The sequence below is a fragment of the Shewanella amazonensis SB2B genome (assembly GCF_000015245.1).
GTDB classification, from domain to species: domain Bacteria; phylum Pseudomonadota; class Gammaproteobacteria; order Enterobacterales; family Shewanellaceae; genus Shewanella; species Shewanella amazonensis.
This window is the reverse complement of the sequence record NC_008700.1, coordinates 3,797,679-3,818,656: the sequence shown is the minus strand read 5'-3', so window position 1 is coordinate 3,818,656 and position 20,978 is coordinate 3,797,679. Positions and strand designations below refer to the sequence as shown.

Genomic DNA, 20,978 nt, shown 5'->3' with positions numbered 1-20,978 from the left:
GGGGCGCTATAGTACGTCTTTTTTTGAGGGAAAAAAAGGTCAATAAATGACCTGGGCACAACTTTTTTGCTTGACATTTACGGGGCGGGGTTTCCCGCCCCCATGCGGGTTGGCGCGCCTTTTACAGCGATTTGCGTACCCCTGTCAAGCGGCTCCAGTCGTCTTTGTGGGCAGGTTGGTCCATGTCAAACCACTGGGCGTAACATTCACTGATTTCTGCGGCCTGTTCTTTGAGCAAACCCGAGAGGGCTAACTTGCCACCGGGCTGAACCAGCGCCTGAATAAGTGGCGCCAGTTCGCGCAGTGGGCCAGCCAGAATATTGGCGACCAACACTTCGGCCTTGAGGCCAGCGGGTTGGTCTTCGGGCAGATAGAGGGCGAGACGGTCTTCTACCTGATTACGCTGGGCGTTGTCGCGGGAGGCGTCGATGGCCTGATAGTCGATGTCGATACCGGTCGCTTTGGCAGCGCCCAGCTTAAGGGCGGCCACGGCGAGGATGCCTGAGCCGCAGCCAAAGTCGATAATGTCTTTGCCGGCCAAATCCAGGCTGTCGAGCCACTCAAGGCACAGGGCCGTGGTGGGGTGGGTACCGGTGCCAAAGGCCAGGCCCGGATCGAGGATCACGTTAACGGCCTCTGGGTCCGGCACTTCACGCCAGCTTGGGCAAATCCACAGACGCTTGCCGAACTGGATGGGGTGATAGCTGTCCATCCATTCACGCACCCAGTCTTTGTCTTCGATTTGTTCAATCTTGTACTTGAGCTCGCTGCCAAGGAAAGGCAGGGACTTGAGCATGTCTACCACGGGGGCCAAATCGAAGTCGGCATCGAACAGGGCCACCACCACGGTATCGTTCCACAGCGGAGTTTCACCCAGCTTGGGTTCGAAAATGGGTTGGTCTTTACCATCTTCAAAGGTGATGGAGACAGAGCCTTCGTCCATCAACAGATCGCTGATGGCATCGGCGTGTTCGCTGCTTGAATGCAGGCGCAATTGGATCCAGGGCATGGAATATCCTGTGGCTGAATAGGAAAAGCCCTATTCTACCCCACAAGCGCCTGGCTGGCATCAAGGGTGACGATAAGGGCATGTAGCACCTTATCCTCACCCTATTGTCACAACAGCTGGTTAGTTGGCGCTGACGAAGTCGTCCATCAGCAGCAGGTTGGCTGGCGTGGCGCCGGGGTTATCCACGGCCAGGGCCGAGTATTTGCCAAGGGCGGCCAGACTCAGGGTTGGGGTTTCAATCGCCACCGTCTTGGTGCCGGTGGCCGTAACGCTGACGACATAGTCCCCGGGGGCCACACTGACCCAACCGGTAGTCGCCTTGTAGGCCACATCGGTGAAGGCTGGGGTGGCGTTGTCTATCACGCCATCGGCGGTGACATAAATATCCACATTGCCCACTGCAGGATGGGCGTGGGTGAGGCGCAGCTGCGCTTCGGTGGCTACCCGGCGACGGCTGTCATCCAAAGGCAGGTACTCCAGGGGCACATCGGGCGACTCGGTGGCCAGTGTGCCAACGGCGGCCACAGTGAGCATCTGGTTTGCAGTCAGGGTTAAATCGCCGCTGATGCCCACCACGCTGTTGTCGCTGGTCAATACGGTATCGACCTGATATTCGCCTGGTGCAAGGTTCAAATAGCCACTGGCCTGTCCAAATGCAGCGCCACTGAGGGCATCCACCTTAGTGCCATTGGCCAGAATGTCTACCTGGGGTACATCGGCGGCACTGTGGGCAACCCGGATGCTGGCCTCAGTGCGTTTGTCATTGAACACCAGGGTATCTGTACCGTTGTTGGCGAGCAACACCACAGGAGAGGTGGCAACTCCTGTATTGGGCAGGGCGGCAATAAACCAGTCCTGACCGGCATCAAGCTGTGGCAGGTCAAGGTCGTAGGCTACTGTACCCGCGCCTTCGCTGCCCTGTGGCAGCACCAGTCTCACCTGATAGCTGCCTGCGGCGACTTCGATGGGTTGGGTGTATTCGCCATAGCCCAAAGTCGCGGCGCTGGCACCAAGATCAGCTCCGGGGGCAGTGAGATGTACATCCACTGTGGGGGCGTTGGGGGCGGCATGGACCACCTGCAAGCGGATATTGCCAGTGCTGATGGCCTGCTTGGGATTGGCAATCACCAGCAGTCCCAGATCGTTATCGCTGTTGTTGTCCTCCGCCACTGTCCCGTGGGCCAGCACCGTGTACTGGGTATCGCCAGCGAGAGCTGCATCATTGAGTGACAAGACTTCGGCGCTGGTGCCATCGGGCAAGACGGCATCCACGGCCAGATCGTAGCTGCCTTCTGTGACGTCGATAAAGCCACTGCCCTGCAGATAGTCGACCTTTTCGAGCCCGGCAAACAGTGCCCCATTGGCCTTGATATTGACCATAGGGGCATCGGCACTGCCGTGGATAACCCGCACAGCGGCCATGGCCACGGGTGTTTCTGGTTCGGTTGTGCGGTTGTCATCATCGTCTGAACAGCCGAAGATGAATGTGGTTGCCATTAGCGGTAAGATGATGCCAGTGATCCTTTTCATGTTGTTTCCTCTTAGCTGGTGATTGGCGTTATTAGCTACGAGTAACGACACGAAACAGGATCACTTTTTGCTCATCAATTACCCCTTTAGGGGTGTTTCTTATGTTTCTGCTTATATTTTTTTGTTTTAAAAGCCATTTAACGTCATGATTTAATGCGGTTAAATGGTATGACCTCTGTTTGTTTATACCCCTTTGTTTGTGATCCGCTTCCAATAATGACCACAGTGGCGGTGAGATGCCTCACGCTTTGCTTCTGCCCGTCTCGCCACAGTTTTTACAGCTGATATTGTGTTCTCCTCGGTAATGTCGCCCGGGCGCGGCACAGGGGAGAGGCAAGCATGAACAGCGCACGCACACTGACAGAACATACATTAAATCCACGCACGGCAGGGCATCCCTGGTCGGCGCGTGCAGACAGGTTGCAGAGCCTCACGGGACTCATGCTGGGGGGCTTTTTGCTGCTGCATATGCACTTTGAGTCGAGCATTCTGCTGGGCAAAGAGGTGTTTTATCAGGTGGTGCAGCTGCTTGAAGGGGGCATGTTCTCAAGCACCGGCCACGGCTTTCCCTGGGTGACCAAGGCGTTCTCTGTGCTGGTACTGGTTGTGGTGTGCCTGCACGCGGCACTGGCGCTGCGCCGTTTCCCCACTCAGCTTGGTCAGTGGCGCCTGCTGCGCTCCCATCTGGGCTCCATCGCCCACAAGGATACCCATGCCTGGTTTTGGCAGCTCATCACAGGTTTTGTGCTGTTTTTCCTGGTGCCGGTTCACTTATTTACCATGATTCTTAACCCCGAGATTGGCCCGCATCTGTCGGCGGAGCGGGTGTTTCATAACAATGCCTGGGTGCTCTATGCCCTGTTGCTGCCAGCGGTGGTGGTGCACGCCATGATTGGACTCTACCGGGTATCGGTGAAGTGGGGCTGGGTGGTGCACCGCAAGCCGCTTCGCAAGGTGGTCAAGCTGCTTATCGTCTATCTTTTGTGCTTGGGCACATCGAGCCTGGTGGCTTATATGTTTATCGGCAGTAGCCTGACATTGCCGGTAACGCCGTTTTCACCGGCGGGTTAAGCCGAACTGGCATGACCTCTGCTTTAAAGAGTGATGCAGATCCTGATTCAGTAACCGATGAATTAACGAGCATTGTGTTGATTTGCGTCAGGGTTTAGCTTGGTTTTGTGAGCGACATTGGCACTCATAACCGACACAAGAATAACAGGCAAAGAGGGATGAGCATGGCAGGCAAACTGGACATAAGACGCTGGAGCGGCGTGCTGGATTTAGGGCAGAGCGTCAGCGGAGTGGTACTGGCACTCTTTCTGTGGACCCACTTGTTGTTGGTGTCGTCCATTTTGCTTGGCCCCGAGGCCATGACCTGGGTAGCTCGCAATATGGAGCTGGCCTTTTTATCTGATGATGGTCATGGCTATCCCTGGGTGGTGAGCCTGATAGCCATAGGTGTGGCGGCCCTGGCGGCCTTCCATGTGCTGGTGGCCATTCATAAGCTGCCCCTGAGCCTGCGTCAGCAAAAGGCGCTGAAAAGCCAGATGCAGGTGATCAATCACAGCGATACTCGCCTGTGGAGCTGGCAGGCCGGTACCGGCATTGTGATCTTAATGCTGTTGCCCGTGCACCTGTGGCTGGTGGGCAGCGCGCCCGAGACCATAGGCCCTGTGGGCAGTGCCCAGCGGATTTGGGGTGAGTATGGATATTTGATTTACCTGCCGCTGCTGCTGACAGTCGAGCTGCACGCTGCCATTGGTCTTTACCGGGTGGCGCTGAAATGGGGTGCGGCGCGGGATCTCAATACCCGGGCAAGATTAAGAACCATCAAGACGGTGCTCAGTGTGCTGTTTGTGGGTATAGGACTGGCGGCGTTGCTGGCCTTTATTCCCCATACTCCCGTGTAATTCATGAATATTGTTAAAAATAAGGCGGATAACAACCGCTGCTTACGCTGTACTTTGCAAAAGTGTGCCAAGGAGTAAACGTGAAACTCATTTATACAGACTGTCTTGTGGTGGGCGCGGGCCTTGCGGGTCTCAGGGTTGCCATTGCCGCCAAAGAAAGGGGCCACGATACCTTGGTGTTATCCCTCATTCCGGCCAAACGCAGCCATTCGGCGGCGGCACAGGGCGGTATGCAGGCGAGCCTGGGGAATACGGTCAAGGGCCTTGGCGATAATGAAGATGTGCACTTTCAGGACACGGTAAAGGGCTCAGACTGGGGCTGCGACCAAACCGTGGCGCGCATGTTTGCCCACTGTGCCCCCAAGGCGGTGCGGGAGCTGGCCAACTGGGGCGTGCCCTGGACCCGGGTGACCAAGGGCCCCCGTGAAGTGGTGGTAAATGCCGAGCGCATCACCATCGAAGAAGCCGAAGCCGCCCATGGACTGATTAACGCCCGCGATTTTGGTGGCACCAAAAAATGGCGCACCTGCTACACAGCCGACGGCACCGGCCACTCGCTCTTGTATGCGGTGGATAACAAGGCCATTTCCCTTGGCATTCCAGTCCATGAGCGGGTAGAAGCCCTGTCGATTATTCACGATGGCGAGCGCTGCCACGGTGTAGTGGCTCGCTGCCTTATCACAGGTGAACTGCGCGCCTATATCGGCAAGTCCACTACCATAGCCACCGGTGGCTATGGCCGTATTTATGAGGTGTCCACCAACGCCATCATCTGTGAGGGTGTAGGTCAGGCACTGGCGCTGGAGACCGGCGTCGCCACCCTTGGCAACATGGAAGCGGTGCAGTTTCACCCCACCGCCATTGTGCCCGTGGGGATCCTCACTACCGAAGGTTGCCGCGGTGACGGTGGTTTGCTGCGTGACAAAGACGGCTACCGCTTTATGCCGGACTATGAGCCGGAGAAAAAAGAGCTCGCCTCCCGCGACGTGGTGTCGCGCCGCATGACAGAGCATATGCGCAAGGGCAAGGGCGTCGACAGCCCATACGGCCCGCACCTGTGGCTGGATATCACCCTGCTGGGTCGCAAACACATAGAAACCAACCTGCGGGAAGTGAAAGAAATCTGCGAAAACTTCCTCGGCATTGACCCCGCCAAGGATTGGATCCCGGTGCGTCCGACCCAGCACTACTCCATGGGCGGTATCCGCACCACGCCAACCGGTGAGAGCCCGCAGCTCAAGGGCCTGTTTGCCGTGGGAGAGGCCGCCTGCTGGGATATGCACGGTTTTAACCGCCTCGGGGGTAACTCGCTCGCTGAAACCGTGGTGGGCGGCATGATCATCGGCAAATACGTAGCGGACTTTTGTGACGATAACGATTTGGTGCTGGATACCGGCCTGGCCAAACGTTATGTGGACAAGGTGCGCACCGAAATCGATGAGTTGATTGAAGGCAAGGGTACTGAGAACCCCTGGGAGCTCAAGTCTGCGATGCAGCGGGTGATGATGGACTATGTGGGCATTTTCCGTAATGGCCCCGAACTCAATGAAGCAGTAAAACAGCTTAAGGCGTTGCTGGCACGCTCAGTTAATCTGGGTGTGAGCTGTAAAAAACGCCATGCCAACCCCGAACTGGTAGAAGCGCTGCGGGTACGCCGCATGCTGAAAGTAGCGCTCACCGTGGCCTGCGGCGCCGCGGCCCGCACCGAGAGCCGTGGTGCCCACGCCCGGGAAGACTTCCCACAGCGCAACGACAAAGACTGGCTGTGCCGCACCCTGGCAAGCTGGCCCGACGCCAATGCCCTGGAACCCACACTCAGCTACGAGCCATTGGATGTAATGAAGATGGAGCTACCGCCGGGCTATCGAGGTTATGGTGCAGACAATGCCATTGCTCACCCGGACACCGCCAAACGCGAGGCCGAAATTGCTGAACTGCTTGCTGCCCTTGGCCCCAATGCCAGCCGAGAGGCAATCCAGCAGGCTCTGATGCCCTTTGAGTTACCCGAATCACTGACACCGGCCAACGAACGCTTGGCCGACCGCCTCAATGGGCTGGTGAACATTGACACCGCAGCGAGCCCAACTACGCCCAACATTGCCGGAGACGATAATTCATGAGCGGCCGCATTCTGACATTCAATATTTTCCGTTTCGACCCACAGGACGCCGGTGATAAGCCCAAAATGGTCAAGTACCAGTTGGAAGAAACCAGTGGTATGACCGTGTTCATTGCTCTCAATAAGCTCCGTCAGGAGCAGGACCCGTCGCTGCAGTTTGACTTTGTGTGCCGCGCTGGCATTTGTGGCAGCTGCGCCATGGTGATCAATGGTTTCCCCACATTGGCGTGCCGTACCCTCACAGCAAAATACCCCAAGGGCGAAATCACTTTGATGCCGCTGCCGGGTTTTGAGCTGATTGGTGACCTGTCGGTAAACACGGGCAAGTTTATGCGTGAGCTGGCCGAGCGCTTGAAGCTGTGGCTGCACCCCAAGGGAGACGATCTCAACATCCATCGTCTGGAAGACCCCATGGACCCACAGGAGGCCGCCAGGCTTTATGAACTGGAGCGCTGTGTGGAATGTGGTGTGTGTGTATCGGCCTGTGCCACCAAGCAGATGCGCGACACCTTTGTGGGCGCTGTGGGCATGATGAAGATTGCCCGCTTCGAGCTCGACAGCCGCGATGGCCGCAGCGCCGATGACTTCTACCATGTGATTGGCAATCAGGATGGGGTGTTTGGCTGTATGACCCTGCTGGGCTGCCAGGACAATTGCCCCAAAGATTTGCCCCATATGCAGCAAATCGCCTATCTGCGCCGCAAGATGGCTTCGACCCTGCTGTGATCTTTAGCTGACCCAAGTAGCCCGCGCCGGATATTCCCGCGCGGGCTTTGTTTTAAGGGGCATTTGGGGGTAGTGTTAGCCGGTAAATATCAGGCGAGGATTGCAATTGCTGACCACAGATTTAGCACTGTTTGTTCGTGTGGCAGAGGCCGGCAGTATCAGTGCGGCTGCCACCGAACTGGATATGACGCCGGCATCGGCCAGCGCAGCCATCAAGCGGCTGGAAAAACAACTGGGCTCGCCGCTTTTTATCCGTACCACGCGCAGTCTCAGGCTGTCACACGCCGGAGAACGGTATCTGGGCCATTGCCGCGAGGCTCTCAGCGCCCTTGAATTGGGCCGCATGGCGCTGTCCAGTGAACGCGGCACTGTGGAAGGCACTCTGAGGATTTCGGTGTCGTCGGATTTTGGTCGTAATATCTTTTTACCCTGGCTCGATGAACTGATGGAACAGCACCCCGGACTTGAGGTGCAGCTGGAGCTGGGGGACAAGGTCAGCAGTCTGTTTCGCAGCAATATCGACGTAGCACTGCGCTACGGTATGCCCCAGGACTCGGAGGCGGTGGCGTTCTCCCTTGGACACCTGTCGCGCCAGCTTGCGGCCTCACCTCGGTATTTGGCCCGGGAGGGCACGCCGACAACCCCGGCCGAGTTAGCCGCCCACCAATGCCTGCTATACAAACGTGCCGATAAGACCCACGACCTGTGGCATTTTTTCAGCGGTAATGAAGAACACAAGGTACGTGTCAGCGGCCGACGCAGCTGCAACGATGCCGAAATAGCGCGGCGCTGGGCGGTAGCGGGACTGGGGCTGGTGTATAAGTCGCGGTTGGACTTGGCCGCTGACTTGCTCGATGGCCGCCTGGTGCCCCTGCTGCCGGATTATGGTACCGAGCCGCTGGAGCTTTATTTGCTGTGCCCCGGACGGGCCCAGGTGACACCGGCGGTGTTGGCCCTGCGGGATATGTTAAGGACCCGGGTGGCCGAACGTCTGGCCATGCTGGACAATTCGATGACGGCGGGTCCTCCGCCAGAGAATGCCGCCACCGATGAGGGATGGGGGTGAGTCAGCGCCAAGGCTCACCCAGACCAGAAAGTTTCACGGGAATAAAAAAGCCGCTCATTGAGCGGCTTTTTTACGGGTTGCTTTACCTGAATGCTTATTTGGCGCGCTTCATGGCGGTAAAGAACTCGTCGTTGGTCTTGGTCATCGCCAGCTTGTCGATGAGGAACTCCATGGCGGCAACTTCGTCCATTGGGTTCAAAATCTTACGCAGGATCCACATTTTTTGCAGCTCATCACTGGTGGTTAGCTTTTCTTCGCGACGGGTACCGGAGCGGTTGAAGTCAATCGCTGGGAACACGCGCTTTTCGGCGGCCTTGCGAGACAGGTGCAGTTCCTGGTTACCTGTGCCCTTGAACTCTTCGTAAATTACTTCGTCCATCTTGGAGCCGGTGTCGATAAGGGCAGTGGCGATGATGGTCAGCGAGCCGCCGTTTTCGATGTTACGGGCAGCACCGAAGAAACGCTTTGGACGGTGCAGGGCGTTGGCGTCCACACCACCTGTGAGTACCTTGCCTGAAGAAGGCACTACTGTGTTGTAGGCACGGGCCAGACGGGTGATGGAGTCGAGCAGGATCACCACGTCTTTTTTGTGTTCAACCAGACGCTTGGCCTTTTCGATCACCATTTCAGCTACCTGCACATGGCGGCTTGCTGGCTCGTCGAAGGTAGAGGCAATGACTTCGCCGTGCACCAGACGCTGCATTTCGGTCACTTCTTCAGGACGCTCGTCAATCAGCAGCACCATCAACACCACTTCGGGGTTGTTGTAGCTGATGGACTGGGCAATGTTCTGCAGCAGCATGGTTTTACCGGCTTTTGGCGGGGCCACAATCAGACCACGCTGACCTTTACCGATAGGGGAGCACAGATCCAGGATACGGGCGGTAATGTCTTCGGTAGAACCATTACCACGCTCCATGCGCAGACGCTCTTCGGCGTGCAGGGGCGTTAAGTTTTCAAACAGGATCTTGTTGCGGGAGATTTCGGGCTTATCGAAGTTAACTTCGTTGACTTTCAGCAGGGCAAAGTAGCGCTCACCTTCTTTGGGCGGGCGGATTTTACCGGCAATGGTATCACCCGTTCGCAGGTTAAAGCGTCTGACCTGGCTGGGAGACACATAGATGTCGTCCGGACCTGCAAGGTAAGACCCATCGGCGCTGCGCAGGAAGCCAAAGCCGTCCTGGAGAATTTCGAGTACGCCGCCACCGAAGATGTCTTCACCGCTTTTGGCATGGGCTTTGAGGATGGAGAAAATGATGTCCTGCTTGCGGGCACGGGCCATATTTTCGAGATTCATGCTCTCCGCCAAGGCCACCAGGTCGGCGATGGACATGTTTTTCAGTTCATTTAGGTTCATGTTGATGGGTCTTTTTGTACGCGAGAAAAGTTTGTCGCATTCAATCTGCAATGCTTACAGAGGGTATTGAAAAGATTGAACTGCGAAGAAGTGGGTTAATCGATAAGAATCTGGCTATTAAAGTAGCACCTAAGCTGGGAGGCGTCCAGATTTTTAGGGCAGCCCGGCACATTTTAGCCCAAAAGCTGTGCCGGGCGTCACGCCAACAGGCGAAGATTAGAGCTGAGCGTCGATGAACTCTTTCAATTGAGTCTTGGACAAGGCGCCAACCTTGGTAGCAACCAGTTCGCCGCCTTTGAACATCAGCAGCGTTGGGATACCACGCACGCCATACTTGGCGGGAGAGGCGTTGTTGTGGTCAACGTTCAGCTTGGCAACTGTAACCTTACCTTCGTATTCGGCAGCTACGTCGTCCAGAATTGGGGCGATCATTTTGCAAGGGCCGCACCATTCTGCCCAGAAGTCTACCAGAACTGGCAGTTCAGACTTCAGTACGTCGTTTTCAAAGCTGTCGTCGCTCAGGGTTACAATTTTGTCGCTCATGATGTTCTCCAAATGATGCCATCGCTGGTCTGTGAATGGCTTAGCATGTATATTGAGGCGGATTTACAGGAATTCAAGTGCCCACCTACTTGTTGTCGCTATTTCAAACGATCGAGTATCTTATTGCAACCCTAACTGGTATGCTGCCGCTATGAGCGAAACACACTTAACCCAACAAAAATTTGCCGACCTGCCCTTGTGTGACGAGGTCAAACAGGCACTTAACGAAAACGGCTTCGAGCATTGCACGCCCATCCAGGCGCTTTCCCTCCCGGTATTGCTTGAGAAAAAAGATATCGCAGGCCAGGCCCAAACGGGCACCGGCAAGACCCTCGCCTTTTTGGTTGCCACCTTTAACCATCTGCTGACCACTCCGGTACCTGAACATCGCCAACTGAATCAGCCCCGTGCCATTGTGATGGCGCCAACCCGCGAACTGGCGATTCAGATTGCCAAAGACGCTACCCTGCTGTCCAAGCACAGCGGCCTAAAGGTGGGTATCGTTTACGGCGGTGAAGGCTATGAAGCCCAGCGCAAGGTGCTGGACAAGGGCGTGGATGTACTTATTGGTACCACGGGCCGCATCATCGACTATGTGCGTCAGGGCGTGATTAATCTGGGTGCTATCCAAGCCGTAGTATTGGATGAAGCCGATCGCATGTTCGATCTCGGTTTTATCAAAGATATCCGTTTTCTTTTCAACCGTATGCCGGGCGCCAAAGAGCGTTTGAACATGCTGTTCTCTGCCACCCTGTCCATGAAGGTGCAGGAGCTGGCGTACGATCACATGAATGATCCCGTGAAGGTAGAGATTGCCCCGGAAGAAAAAACTTCCCGCAATATCAAAGAAGAAATCTTTTACCCTTCCATGGAAGACAAACTCAAGCTGCTGCACTCGCTGATTGAAGAAGACTGGCCCGAAAAGGCCATCGTGTTTGCCAACACCAAATATCAGTGTGAAAACCTGTGGGCGAGCCTGGAGGCTGATGGCCACCGTGTGGGCCTGCTGACCGGTGATGTGCCGCAGAAGAAGCGTTTGAAAATCCTCGAGCAGTTCACCCAGAGTGAACTGGATATTCTGGTGGCCACCGACGTTGCCGCCCGTGGCCTGCATATTTCTGATGTGTCCCACGTGTACAACTACGATCTGCCCGATGACTGCGAAGACTACGTACACCGTATCGGTCGTACCGGTCGAGCCGGTCAGAAAGGGGTATCGGTGAGCTTTGCGTGTGAGGAATATGCCCTTAACCTGCCGGCCATTGAAGATTACATCAAGCACAGTATCCCTGTGACTTCTTATGACCGTGATGCCCTGATTGATATTCCCCCTCCGGTGAAAATCCATCGTAAGCCCCATGCCGGTGGCCGCAACCTGCGCGATCGTAATGGTTCGCCACGTCCGTCTGGCTCCCATCGCAGCGGCAGTGGTCGTCCTCCCCGTCATGACAGGACCCGCAGACACTCATAAGACAGCCGTAGATGCAGACACCCGCATACGCAGCAATCACCCTGGGCTCCAACAGTTTTAATATGTTGGTGGCCACCACAGTGGCCGGAAAGCCCAGGGTTGAAGCCAAATACAAACGCAAGGTGCGTCTTGCCGAAGGGATCGGCTGTGATGGCATGCTCAGTGAGAGTGTGATGCAGCGGGGGCTGGATTGTCTTTCCATGTTCGCCGAGATGCTGGCCAAACACCATATTCCCGCCGGTCAGGTTGCCGTAGTGGCAACTGCCACCCTGCGCGCCATTGCCAATGCTGATGAGTTCAAATCCCGAGCCTTGCCGATTTTGGGCGTACCAATCGATGTTATCTGCGGTATGCGAGAGGCCGAGCTTATCTACCGTGGCATGGTAGCCACCACAGTGGGTGATGGTCGCCGTCTGGTTATCGACATCGGCGGTGCCAGCACCGAGTTTATTGTTGGTGATGGCGACAAGCTGTTGTTCAAAACCAGCCTGCCCATGGGCTGCGTGACCTTTAAAAAGCAGTTTTTCAGTGACCTGCCGCTGCAAGAGCGGGACTTCGACGACGCCGAGGCCGAGGTGCACAGCATCTTGGGCCCCGCTGAAGCCGAGCTTAAACGCCTTGGCTGGCATACAGTGGTAGGCGCCTCCGGTACTGTGCAGTCAGTGGTTGAATTACTGGGGCACCGGGGGGAGTCTCAACTCATTACCCGGGCTGTGCTTGAAGGGCTCAAGCGGGAAATACTGCTCCATGAAGATGCCAGCCTCCAGGACATCCATGGCCTCTGCCCCGAGAGAGCGCCAACCTTTGCCGCAGGCATCGCCATTTTGCTGGCCTTGTTCCGATTGCTGGAGCTCGACAACCTGGCTTTGTCCGGCGGTGCCCTGCGAGAGGGTGTACTGCTGGAACTCTCGCAAAAACTCCTCGATTAAAACGCCGCTTTGCGGCGTTTTTTCTTTCTGTTCACCTTGATTCCACATGCCTGATGCTCGATAGGTATCGTTTTTGATTATTAGTATAGAATAAAATAGATTGTATACATTATGTAAATGGTGTTAAGGTTTTTCCCGTTTTCGGTCAGAAAATGCCCGTAAGAAGGACTGGGGCCGAAAGCTTTTTCAGGCAAGGGAAGAAGGAAATCTTAACAATGAATCAAACACATAACCTGGCCCTCAAGGGGGCCTTTTCTGCCCGTAAAACACTGGCTGCCGCAGCAGTGGGCGCGGCCTTGATGCTGTCAGCACCTGCCATGGCGGTGGATGGTTCCAGTATCGTTAAGGGGCAGGTCGTCAGTGCTGAAGGTGCTGGCCTTGGTGGCGCCACCATTACTTTAAGGCACAAAACCAAAGGTTTGGTGTACACAGTGTCTACCAACGAGAAGGGTGAATACCTGCTGCGCAACGTGCCCGTGGGCGAATACGATATCGACATCCACAAAGATGGCTACAGCGATTCCAAAGAGTCCGGCGTGCGGGTTGAAGTAGGTCAGGCGCTGATCCTCGACGGCCAGCTGTATGGTGCAGGTGAGACTTCCATGGAGCGTCTGGCGGTAACCGGCAGCATGATCCGCCGGGTGGATATGGCGTCTTCCACTTCGGGTGTGACCTTCTCTCAGGAAGACTTAAACCAGATGCCGGTGAACTCGGGTTTTGAAAGCATTGCCCTGCTGGCTCCGGGTACCGCTGCACCCGGTGGTTCGTCGTTCCGTGGTGCTTCCAGCTTCGGCGGCGCATCGTCTGCCGAAAACGGCTATTACTTCAACGGGATGAACGTTACCAGCATCCGCACCGGTCTGGGGTCTATCAATCTGCCCTGGGAGGCCATCAGTCAGACCCAAGTGATGACAGGAGGTGTCAGCCCAGAATTCGGCGGTGCCATGGGTGGTATCGTCAACGCCGTGTCCAAGTCCGGTGACAATGAATTCAAGTTCGGCACCCAGATACGTTGGGAGCCGGACAGCCTGCGCGCCAATCACGACTCGATTTTCGACAGTGCCGGCAATATTTCCTCCAACACCATGCAGGATGGCTACGATTTCCGTGAGCTGCAATTGTGGGCCAGCGGCGCCATCATTCAGGATAAGTTGTTCTACTACGGTTTGTTCAACCCTCGCCGCGATGACAGCGACTGGGCCGGACAAACCACAGCAGGTCACAGAGAGCGTGAAGAAGACCGCTGGTTTGCCAAGCTTGACTGGTACATCTCGGAAGATCACTCCATTGGCCTGTCAGCCATGAGCAACGAGCGCACCTGGGATACAGGCACCTTCGCCTACGACTGGGAAACCAACGAGGTGGGCGACCAGATTGGTGAAAACGCTCCCGGCCGCGATGGCGGCAAGGTTTACAGCCTGAACTACAACGGTTACTTCACCGACAGCTTCTCGGTGTCGGCCGTGGTGGGGCGTACTTCAGAAAATATCGATAACGTGGTGGCCTCCTCCAATCCATCGGTATACGACTATCGCACCAGCACCACCCTCAGCCAGCACACCAACTCGTCAGTGTCTGAGCAGGAGTTTATCCGCGATCAGGCGCGTATCGACTTTAACTGGGATCTGGACAATCACTCACTGCAATTCGGTGTGGATTACACCCGGGTGCTGGTGGACTACACCTCGGCCCAGAACGGCATTGGCGATGCCCAGGGCTGGTGGGGCGTGAAGACCGCCGGTAACAACAGTGTGTCCGGCGCTGCGGCCGGCGAAGACTATATTGAGCGCCGCGTACGCACCCGCTACACCGACTCAGAAATCACTTCGCTGGCGTTTTATGCCAACGATTCCTGGCAGGTGACCGACCAGCTGGTGCTGAACCTTGGCTTGCGTTACAGCGGCTTTGAAAACACGGTTTCCGATGGTCGCGCCTATGTGTCCATCGACAACCAAATCGCCCCGCGTCTGCAGGCCATCTACGATCTGCACGGCGACGGCAGTGCCAAGGTGTACGCCACTTATGGCCGTTACTTCCAGCCGGTGTCGGCCAACATGAACATCACCCAGGGCTCGTCCTCCATCGAGTGGTTTGAGTATTTCGCGCTGGATCAGGTGGATGGCAGCGGTGCCCCTGTGCTCTTGCCTGATGGCTCCCCAAGCCGCGGCGATATGCTGCGTGACCGCTACTGGCGTCAGCGCGGTATCACTGAGCCGGGGCTGATTGCATCAAGCAGCCTCAAGCCCATGTACAGCGATGAGTTTACCCTCGGCTATCAGCAGGAGCTGTTCGATACCATGAGCGGCGGCGTGCGCTTTATTTACCGCGACCTTGGCCGCAGCGTGGAAGACACAGACGTGGGCCCAGTGCTGGCGAAGAAGCTGGCGGAGCTCGGCATTGCCGACAACGTGGGTCAGGGCTCTTACTACGTGCTCAATAACCCGGGTGAAGACATCACCATGTCCTACGACTTCGATGGTGATGGACAGGTGGATAATGTCACTCTTACTCAGGATGAGCTGCAACTGCCCGAAGCCAAGCGTAAGTATCTGGCGGTGGAGCTGACTCTGGATGGCCGTGTGAATGACGACCTGACTATCAACAGCTCTTACACCTGGTCACACAGCTACGGTAATACCGAAGGCCTTGTGAAGACCGACAACGATCAGGCCGATCCGGGTTGGACGACCTCCTACGACTATGCTGACCTGATGGACCACGGCTATGGTGACCTGCCAAACGATCACCGCCATGCGTTTAAGGTGAGCGGTGCTTACAACATCACCGACAGCCTGGTACTGGGTCTGGTGGCGCGCACTACCTCGGGCCGTCCGCAGAGCTACTTCTCCCAGCACCCTCAGGGTGTGGACAGCTGCGCCGCAGGCAGCCCATGGGAGGATTGTATCAGCCGCTACTACGACCATGTGTCGCACTACGATGAGAACGGCAACCCATCTCCCCGTGGCAGCGCGGGTAATCTGCCCTGGGTGACCAATGTGGATCTGTCGCTGACCTATAGTACCGAACTGTTTGGTGGTGATTTAATGCTTAAGGGCACTGTGTACAATCTGCTCAATGCTGACAGCGCCACCTCGGTGTGGGAAGAGCGTACCCGTTACGCCGATACTGCCTCGGGTCTGGAGCTGAACCCGGACTACGGCATGGTGACCGGTCGTCAGGAAGCCCGTTACATGTCGCTGATTGCCCGCTACGAGTTCTGATAACCCGCTACGAGTTTTGATTTCGGGACATGAAAAAGGCCGGCAATTGCCGGCCTTTTTGTGTTTGAAGCTTACTTCAGAATGTTCGCCAAATCTTTTTCCAGCGATTCGGTTGGGCGCTCGACGATACGGCCGATTTCCTCACCTTTTTGCAGCACGATAAAGGTGGGAATACGTTTGAACTCATACTTGGCGGCCAGGCCCTCAGGGTCGGCCTTGGCGCGGTCTACACCAATGTAAGTGACTTTGATATTGGGGTTGCCCACCTCTTCCATAATACGGATAAAGCGCGGGGTTTCGCGGTGGCAATCGGGGCACCAGGTGCCGATGATCACCACTATTTCGGTGGCTTCGGTTTCAGCCTTTATAGGGCCAAGTGCGGGGGTATCCACCTCGTAGGTTTTATAACCCTCGGTAAACTCGGGTAATTCAGTGACGAGGCGCTGGGCCTCAACGATGCCGGTCAGGATCACTTCCTGCTTCTCCTCGCTACAGGTGGCAAACACGCCACCGGATTTACTCTCGAAACCACAGCCTGAGTCCGCCAGCAGGGGCGCAGTAAAAAATAGGGCCGTGGTGGCCAATAAAGCTTTGATGTTATTGTGCATCATGTTTCCTCACAAGCGAAGGGGCAGCGACTGTAGCCACGTACTCTGGGGTTATCCAATCATGGCTGTAAGCCGAAAGAAAGCCTGATGGGCTCAGGCTTTGGACTGGATCACCTTTTGCGCTGAAAACAAAAAAGCCACCCCAGGGTGGCTTTTGGCTGCAGGCAGTATTACTTCTGCTCGTTAAGCCACTGGGCGGCACGCTTGGCAAAGTAAGTGAGAATGCCGTCGGCCCCGGCGCGCTTGAAGCACAGCAGGGACTCCATCACTATGGCTTTTTCCGCCAGCCAGCCGTTTTGAATGGCCGCCATGTGCATGGCGTACTCCCCACTGACCTGATAGGCAAAGGTGGGCACGGCCAATTCAGTTTTCACCCTGTGCACTATATCCAGATAGGGCATGCCGGGCTTGACCATCACCATGTCGGCACCTTCCTGGATGTCCAGTGCCACTTCATGGAGGGCCTCATCGCTGTTGGCCGGGTCCATCTGGTAGCTGTGTTTATTGCCACCCTTGAGGTTGCCGGCAGAGCCGACGGCGTCACGGAATGGGCCATAGTAGTTGGATGAATACTTGGCCGAGTAGGCCATGATTTGGGTATTCACGTGGCCAGCGGCTTCCAGCGCGTTACGGATAGCGCCGATACGGCCGTCCATCATGTCGGACGGAGCCACAATGTCGGCACCGGCCTCGGCATGGGACAGAGCCTGCTTCACCAGAATGTCGGTGGTGATGTCGTTAACGATATAGCCGGTGTCATCGATGATGCCGTCCTGACCGTGGGTGGTGAAGGGGTCCAGGGCCACGTCGGTCATCACACCCAGCTGGGGAAACTCACGCTTGAGGGCACGCACGGCGCGCTGCGCCAAACCATCGGGGTTATAGGCTTCTTCTGCCAGCAGGGTTTTCTTTTCCGCTGGGGTCACGGGGAAGAGGGCAATCAGTGGAATCCCCAGTTTGACCAGCTCTTCTGCTTCTTTGAGGAGCAGATCGATACTGTAGCGCTCGATGCCGGGCATGGAGGCCACTTGCTCGGTGCGGTGATTACCTTCGAGCACAAACATGGGATAAATCAGGTCGTTAACCGTCAGGGTATTTTCGGCCATCAGGCGACGGCTGAACTCGTGTTTGCGCATACGGCGCATTCTGCGTTGTGGGAAGGCACTGGTGATGATGTTCACTATCGTCTCCTGGGCTATGGATGGGGAACGGGTATGTCCTGAAAAAGGCCCACCCTGTTACGGCCGTCGTGTTTGGCCTGATAGAGCGCCTTGTCCGCCTGCTCAAGCAGCTGCAGCGGATGCTCGTCACTCTCAATAATATTGCTGCTGACACCAATGCTCACGGTCAGCGGGATCATAAATTGCTCCCACTTGATGGTGAGCTCTTCTACCGCTTCGCGGATATGTTCGGCGACGGCGACGGCTCCTTCAGCATCGGTGGATGGCAGTATGATAGCAAACTCCTCGCCCCCAAAACGTGACACGAGATCCGTTGGGCGCCTGAGTTGTGCACTCAGCGTATCGGCGATGGCTTTCAGGGTGTAGTCGCCGGCGAGGTGGCCATATTTGTCGTTGATATTCTTGAAATGATCTATGTCCAGCATCAGCAGAGCCATGGGGGTTTGCTGACGTCGGCTTATGCGTCCTTCGGCCTGCAAGCGCTTATTGAATGCAGCCCGGTTTTTCACGCCGGTGAGGCTGTCGATGGTGGTTTGTTCGGTGAGTTTTTGGTTCACCTCATTAAGCTCACGCAGGACAATTTCCAGCTCAAGGGTGCGTTCCTGCACCATCTCTTCCAGGCGCTCGTTGGATTCGGCCTCGACCTTGAGGGCTTCCTCTCGGGCTTCACGGATACGCTTGGCCTGCTCAAGGGCTTCCTGCTGTATGCGCTGTTTGGCTTTGCGCTCGTCACTGTAACGAATGGCCAGTACCAGCGACATGAACACAATTTCAAAGGTGACCCCCGCCATGGCCGGGCTGAGGGGTTCCATGGTGGTTTGGATGGCACCGAGGTAAATCAGGCTGGTGACAATAACGCTAGCCAGAAAGACTATCCAACCGACGAAGTAAAGGCGGGCGAGTTTTTGTCCCCGCAGGGCCTGCACCAGAGCGAAGGCGAGCAGTACCACGGCAATACCCAGCAGGGCGACCAGGTCGCAATACATCGCCAGGCTGTAGCTGATAAAGGGGGACAGCAGTGCCAGAAACAGACTGAAGGTGGCGCTGAAGCGACAAATGCGCAGCATACGAATATTCAGGTATTTAAGTTGCAATACCTTTTCGGCAAACATGAGCGCAAAACACATGACCAGCGGTAGCAGGAACGGGATAACCCAGGCTTGCATGGCTGGTAATTGTGGCCAAAGGTAGCGGAATGCCACCCCTTGCAAGGAGGCAACCAAGAGTGTCATGGACAACACATAAGCGGCGTAATAGCTGTAGCTGAAGGAGCCTGAGGCCAGTGCCACGAATAAACTGAACAGACCGATGGCTGCGAGGATGCCAAGCTGGAAACCCTGAACCAGATTACGGCTTTCGAGCATCTGGCTCAGATGACCGGGCGTCATCAGAGTCAAGGGCACATGGCTGCTACCTTCGGTATCGACCCGGAGCAGCAGGGTGTGATGCTCCCATGGCCGCAGCTGCAACGGGTAAAGGAACTGAGTACTCAGGAGCAGGCGTTCATCAAATGGCAAGCTGTCACCAAAATGGTGTTCAGTCATCAGGTTGCCATTGACCAGATGATAGAGTCGCAAGTTATCCAGCAGGGGGTTATTGATACTGAGCACCCGGCTGCCCGGATGGGTTCTGACATCAATATCTATCCTGAGCCAGCGATTCTGCGCCCCCATGCCATGGGTGCCCTGCTTGGGAAGTTGTTGCCAGCGTGGGTCATTCTGGGGTGGAAGTTCTCGGTAATCAATAAGTTCGCTGGCCTGAAACGCGCTTACCCAGGGGGTCAGTTCTATCACATCCCCCGACTCTTGCGTGTATACCAAAGCAGGGGCGCCGGCCTGCGCCAGCAGACTATATCCCAGTGCGAGTAACAGCAGCAGGAGTCTACCCATGGGCGCTGTCCAAGCCAAAGAATGTGAGGCTGTTGTGGTATACCTGCCGGGAAAAGTCGTCCGGCTCCTCCCCTCGAAGGCGGGCTATCTCGTTGGCGATATAGGGTAAATATTGCGGCAGGTTTTTACCTGATTTGGGCTTGGGCCGCATGGACCTTGGCAGCAGATAGGGGCTATCGGTCTCAATCAGCAGCCGTTCGATGGGAATATCTTTCACCAGTGCGGCCAATTCCTGACCGCGGCGCTCATCACAAACCCAGCCGGTAATACCCAGATGCAGTCCAAGGTCTATGTAGGCTTCCATCTGCGCGGCCGTGCCGGTAAAGCAGTGCAACAGGGCGCCACTGAGTTGGCTGCGATGCTCTCTCACAATGGCGATGAAGTCATCATGGGCATCGCGCTCGTGCATCAAAACAGGCTTTCCCAATTCACAGGCCAGTGCCAGTTGGGCGGCAAAGGCTTCACGCTGCTTGGGACGGGGAGAAAAGTCCCGGTTATAGTCGAGGCCACACTCACCCACGGCGACTATGGCACTCTCACCGCACAGACGGCGCTGCAGTCCCGTGCTGTGCTGATGCCAGCTCGAGGCATGATGGGGGTGCACCCCGGCAGTGCCATAAAGCTTGCCGGGGAAACGCTGGCAGGCGCCCAGAACCGCCTCGCTCTCTTCGAGGCTGCTGCCAATAACAATCAACGGCGACACACCGGCAGCATCGGCGCCGGCGATTACGGCCTCAATGTCGGATTCGAGGGCACTGCCAATCAGGTTAACGGCAATGTCCAGATAACGGGGCATATTCACTTAAGATAATGAAATAGTTACTTAAGGCGTTTTACCCTGATGGTGGTATTGCGGCTTTCGAGGCCCAGATAGAATGCGCCCAGTGCACCTTTTTCAATGTAAACACTCTCACCGCTTTTCAGCTTGAACTTGCGGCCGTCGGTTTGTTTCCACACCTGGCCATTGGTAAAGCTTATCTTGAGGTTGTTATAGGCGTCTGTGTCCACCGCAGAAATCACCAGTTCAATACGCTCAGGCTCCGCTTCGGTCTTTTTTACCTTACCGAAACTCTCTTCTACGGTTGGCGCGGCTTGAGATACAGGGGCAACTGGTGCGGCGCTCACAGTCGCGGGGACCACAGGTGCAGGAGCTGCAACAGCCGCAACCGGTGCTGCGACCTGGGGCTGGGCAACCGTCACCGCTGGCACCTTGGCCACACTTTCAGCCAGTTTGTCGTAACAGATAAGACGGTCGAGTTTATCCTGAACCGCAGCACACTGGGCCAGACCTTGTTCAACAGAAGCGGATGCAGAGAGAGAAGTCAGGCCGAGGGCCAATAGCCATAAGCTGCGCATAAGTTGTCCTTGTATTTCTACCTTGGCATTAATAACAAAATCGGCCCAACCCAGACGGGACAG

17 protein-coding genes are annotated in these 20,978 nt (G+C 56.1%); 8 read left to right on the top strand and 9 right to left on the bottom strand.

Features of this window, described 5'->3' with window-relative positions; genetic code table 11:
* Positions 1-121: 121 nt before the first annotated feature.
* Complete coding sequence (gene prmA, locus SAMA_RS16790) at positions 122-1,009, bottom strand: 50S ribosomal protein L11 methyltransferase (RefSeq protein WP_011761331.1); 888 nt, start codon at positions 1,007-1,009, stop codon at positions 122-124.
* A gap of 120 nt (positions 1,010-1,129) precedes the next feature.
* Complete coding sequence (locus SAMA_RS16785) at positions 1,130-2,539, bottom strand: DUF4397 domain-containing protein (RefSeq protein ID WP_011761330.1); 1,410 nt, start codon at positions 2,537-2,539, stop codon at positions 1,130-1,132.
* A 339-nt stretch (positions 2,540-2,878) separates the two neighbouring features.
* On the opposite strand from SAMA_RS16785, the gene SAMA_RS16780 reads away from it, so the two are divergent.
* The 5 genes from SAMA_RS16780 (at position 2,879) to SAMA_RS16760 (ending at position 8,360) form a co-directional block, all read left to right on the top strand.
* Positions 2,879-3,610, top strand: coding sequence for a fumarate reductase cytochrome b subunit (locus tag SAMA_RS16780; protein ID WP_011761329.1), 732 nt, complete (start codon positions 2,879-2,881; stop codon positions 3,608-3,610).
* 164 nt (positions 3,611-3,774) lie between these two features.
* A complete protein-coding gene (locus SAMA_RS16775) occupies positions 3,775-4,449 on the top strand; it encodes a fumarate reductase cytochrome b subunit (RefSeq protein ID WP_011761328.1) in 675 nt (224 codons plus the stop codon).
* 80 nt (positions 4,450-4,529) lie between these two features.
* Entirely contained in the window at positions 4,530-6,569 is a 2,040-nt protein-coding gene (locus SAMA_RS16770; protein ID WP_011761327.1) for a fumarate reductase flavoprotein subunit, read from the top strand.
* Positions 6,566-7,294, top strand: a complete 729-nt coding sequence (locus SAMA_RS16765; protein WP_011761326.1) for a fumarate reductase iron-sulfur subunit — start codon at positions 6,566-6,568, stop codon at positions 7,292-7,294. The genes SAMA_RS16770 and SAMA_RS16765 overlap by 4 nt, the downstream gene beginning before the upstream one ends.
* Before the next feature lie 106 nt (positions 7,295-7,400).
* The gene (locus SAMA_RS16760) at positions 7,401-8,360 is read left to right on the top strand and encodes a LysR family transcriptional regulator (protein ID WP_011761325.1); all 960 of its coding nucleotides are present in this window, start codon (positions 7,401-7,403) and stop codon (positions 8,358-8,360) included.
* Between the two features lie 94 nt (positions 8,361-8,454).
* On the opposite strand, the gene rho is transcribed toward SAMA_RS16760, so the two are convergent.
* Positions 8,455-9,717: a transcription termination factor Rho gene (gene rho / locus SAMA_RS16755; RefSeq protein WP_011761324.1), complete on the bottom strand. Its 1,263-nt coding sequence runs from the start codon at positions 9,715-9,717 to the stop codon at positions 8,455-8,457.
* A 216-nt stretch (positions 9,718-9,933) separates the two neighbouring features.
* On the bottom strand, positions 9,934-10,260 hold the full coding sequence (gene trxA, locus SAMA_RS16750; protein WP_011761323.1) for a thioredoxin TrxA: 327 nt from the start codon (positions 10,258-10,260) through the stop codon (positions 9,934-9,936).
* 151 nt (positions 10,261-10,411) lie between these two features.
* On the opposite strand from trxA, the gene rhlB reads away from it, so the two are divergent.
* From rhlB to SAMA_RS16735, 3 genes are all read left to right on the top strand, one after another.
* Positions 10,412-11,731: an ATP-dependent RNA helicase RhlB gene (gene rhlB, locus SAMA_RS16745; RefSeq protein WP_011761322.1), complete on the top strand. Its 1,320-nt coding sequence runs from the start codon at positions 10,412-10,414 to the stop codon at positions 11,729-11,731.
* A gap of 11 nt (positions 11,732-11,742) precedes the next feature.
* Entirely contained in the window at positions 11,743-12,660 is a 918-nt protein-coding gene (locus SAMA_RS16740; RefSeq protein WP_011761321.1) for a Ppx/GppA phosphatase family protein, read from the top strand.
* A gap of 215 nt (positions 12,661-12,875) precedes the next feature.
* Positions 12,876-15,881, top strand: coding sequence for a TonB-dependent receptor (locus SAMA_RS16735; RefSeq protein ID WP_011761320.1), 3,006 nt, complete (start codon positions 12,876-12,878; stop codon positions 15,879-15,881).
* 71 nt (positions 15,882-15,952) lie between these two features.
* Here the strand turns inward: SAMA_RS16735 and SAMA_RS16730 are convergent, their stop codons facing one another.
* From SAMA_RS16730 to SAMA_RS16710, 5 genes are all read right to left on the bottom strand, one after another.
* Positions 15,953-16,489: a thioredoxin family protein gene (locus SAMA_RS16730; protein WP_011761319.1), complete on the bottom strand. Its 537-nt coding sequence runs from the start codon at positions 16,487-16,489 to the stop codon at positions 15,953-15,955.
* Positions 16,490-16,659: 170 nt separating this feature from the next.
* The gene (gene hemB / locus SAMA_RS16725; protein ID WP_011761318.1) at positions 16,660-17,670 is read right to left on the bottom strand and encodes a porphobilinogen synthase; all 1,011 of its coding nucleotides are present in this window, start codon (positions 17,668-17,670) and stop codon (positions 16,660-16,662) included.
* Between the two features lie 14 nt (positions 17,671-17,684).
* Positions 17,685-19,559, bottom strand: coding sequence for a diguanylate cyclase (locus tag SAMA_RS16720; protein WP_011761317.1), 1,875 nt, complete (start codon positions 19,557-19,559; stop codon positions 17,685-17,687).
* Entirely contained in the window at positions 19,552-20,355 is an 804-nt protein-coding gene (locus tag SAMA_RS16715) for a TatD family hydrolase (RefSeq protein ID WP_011761316.1), read from the bottom strand. The genes SAMA_RS16720 and SAMA_RS16715 overlap by 8 nt, the downstream gene beginning before the upstream one ends.
* A 23-nt stretch (positions 20,356-20,378) precedes the next feature.
* Positions 20,379-20,915: a hypothetical protein gene (locus SAMA_RS16710; RefSeq protein WP_011761315.1), complete on the bottom strand. Its 537-nt coding sequence runs from the start codon at positions 20,913-20,915 to the stop codon at positions 20,379-20,381.
* Between the last annotated feature and the right edge of the window lie 63 nt (positions 20,916-20,978).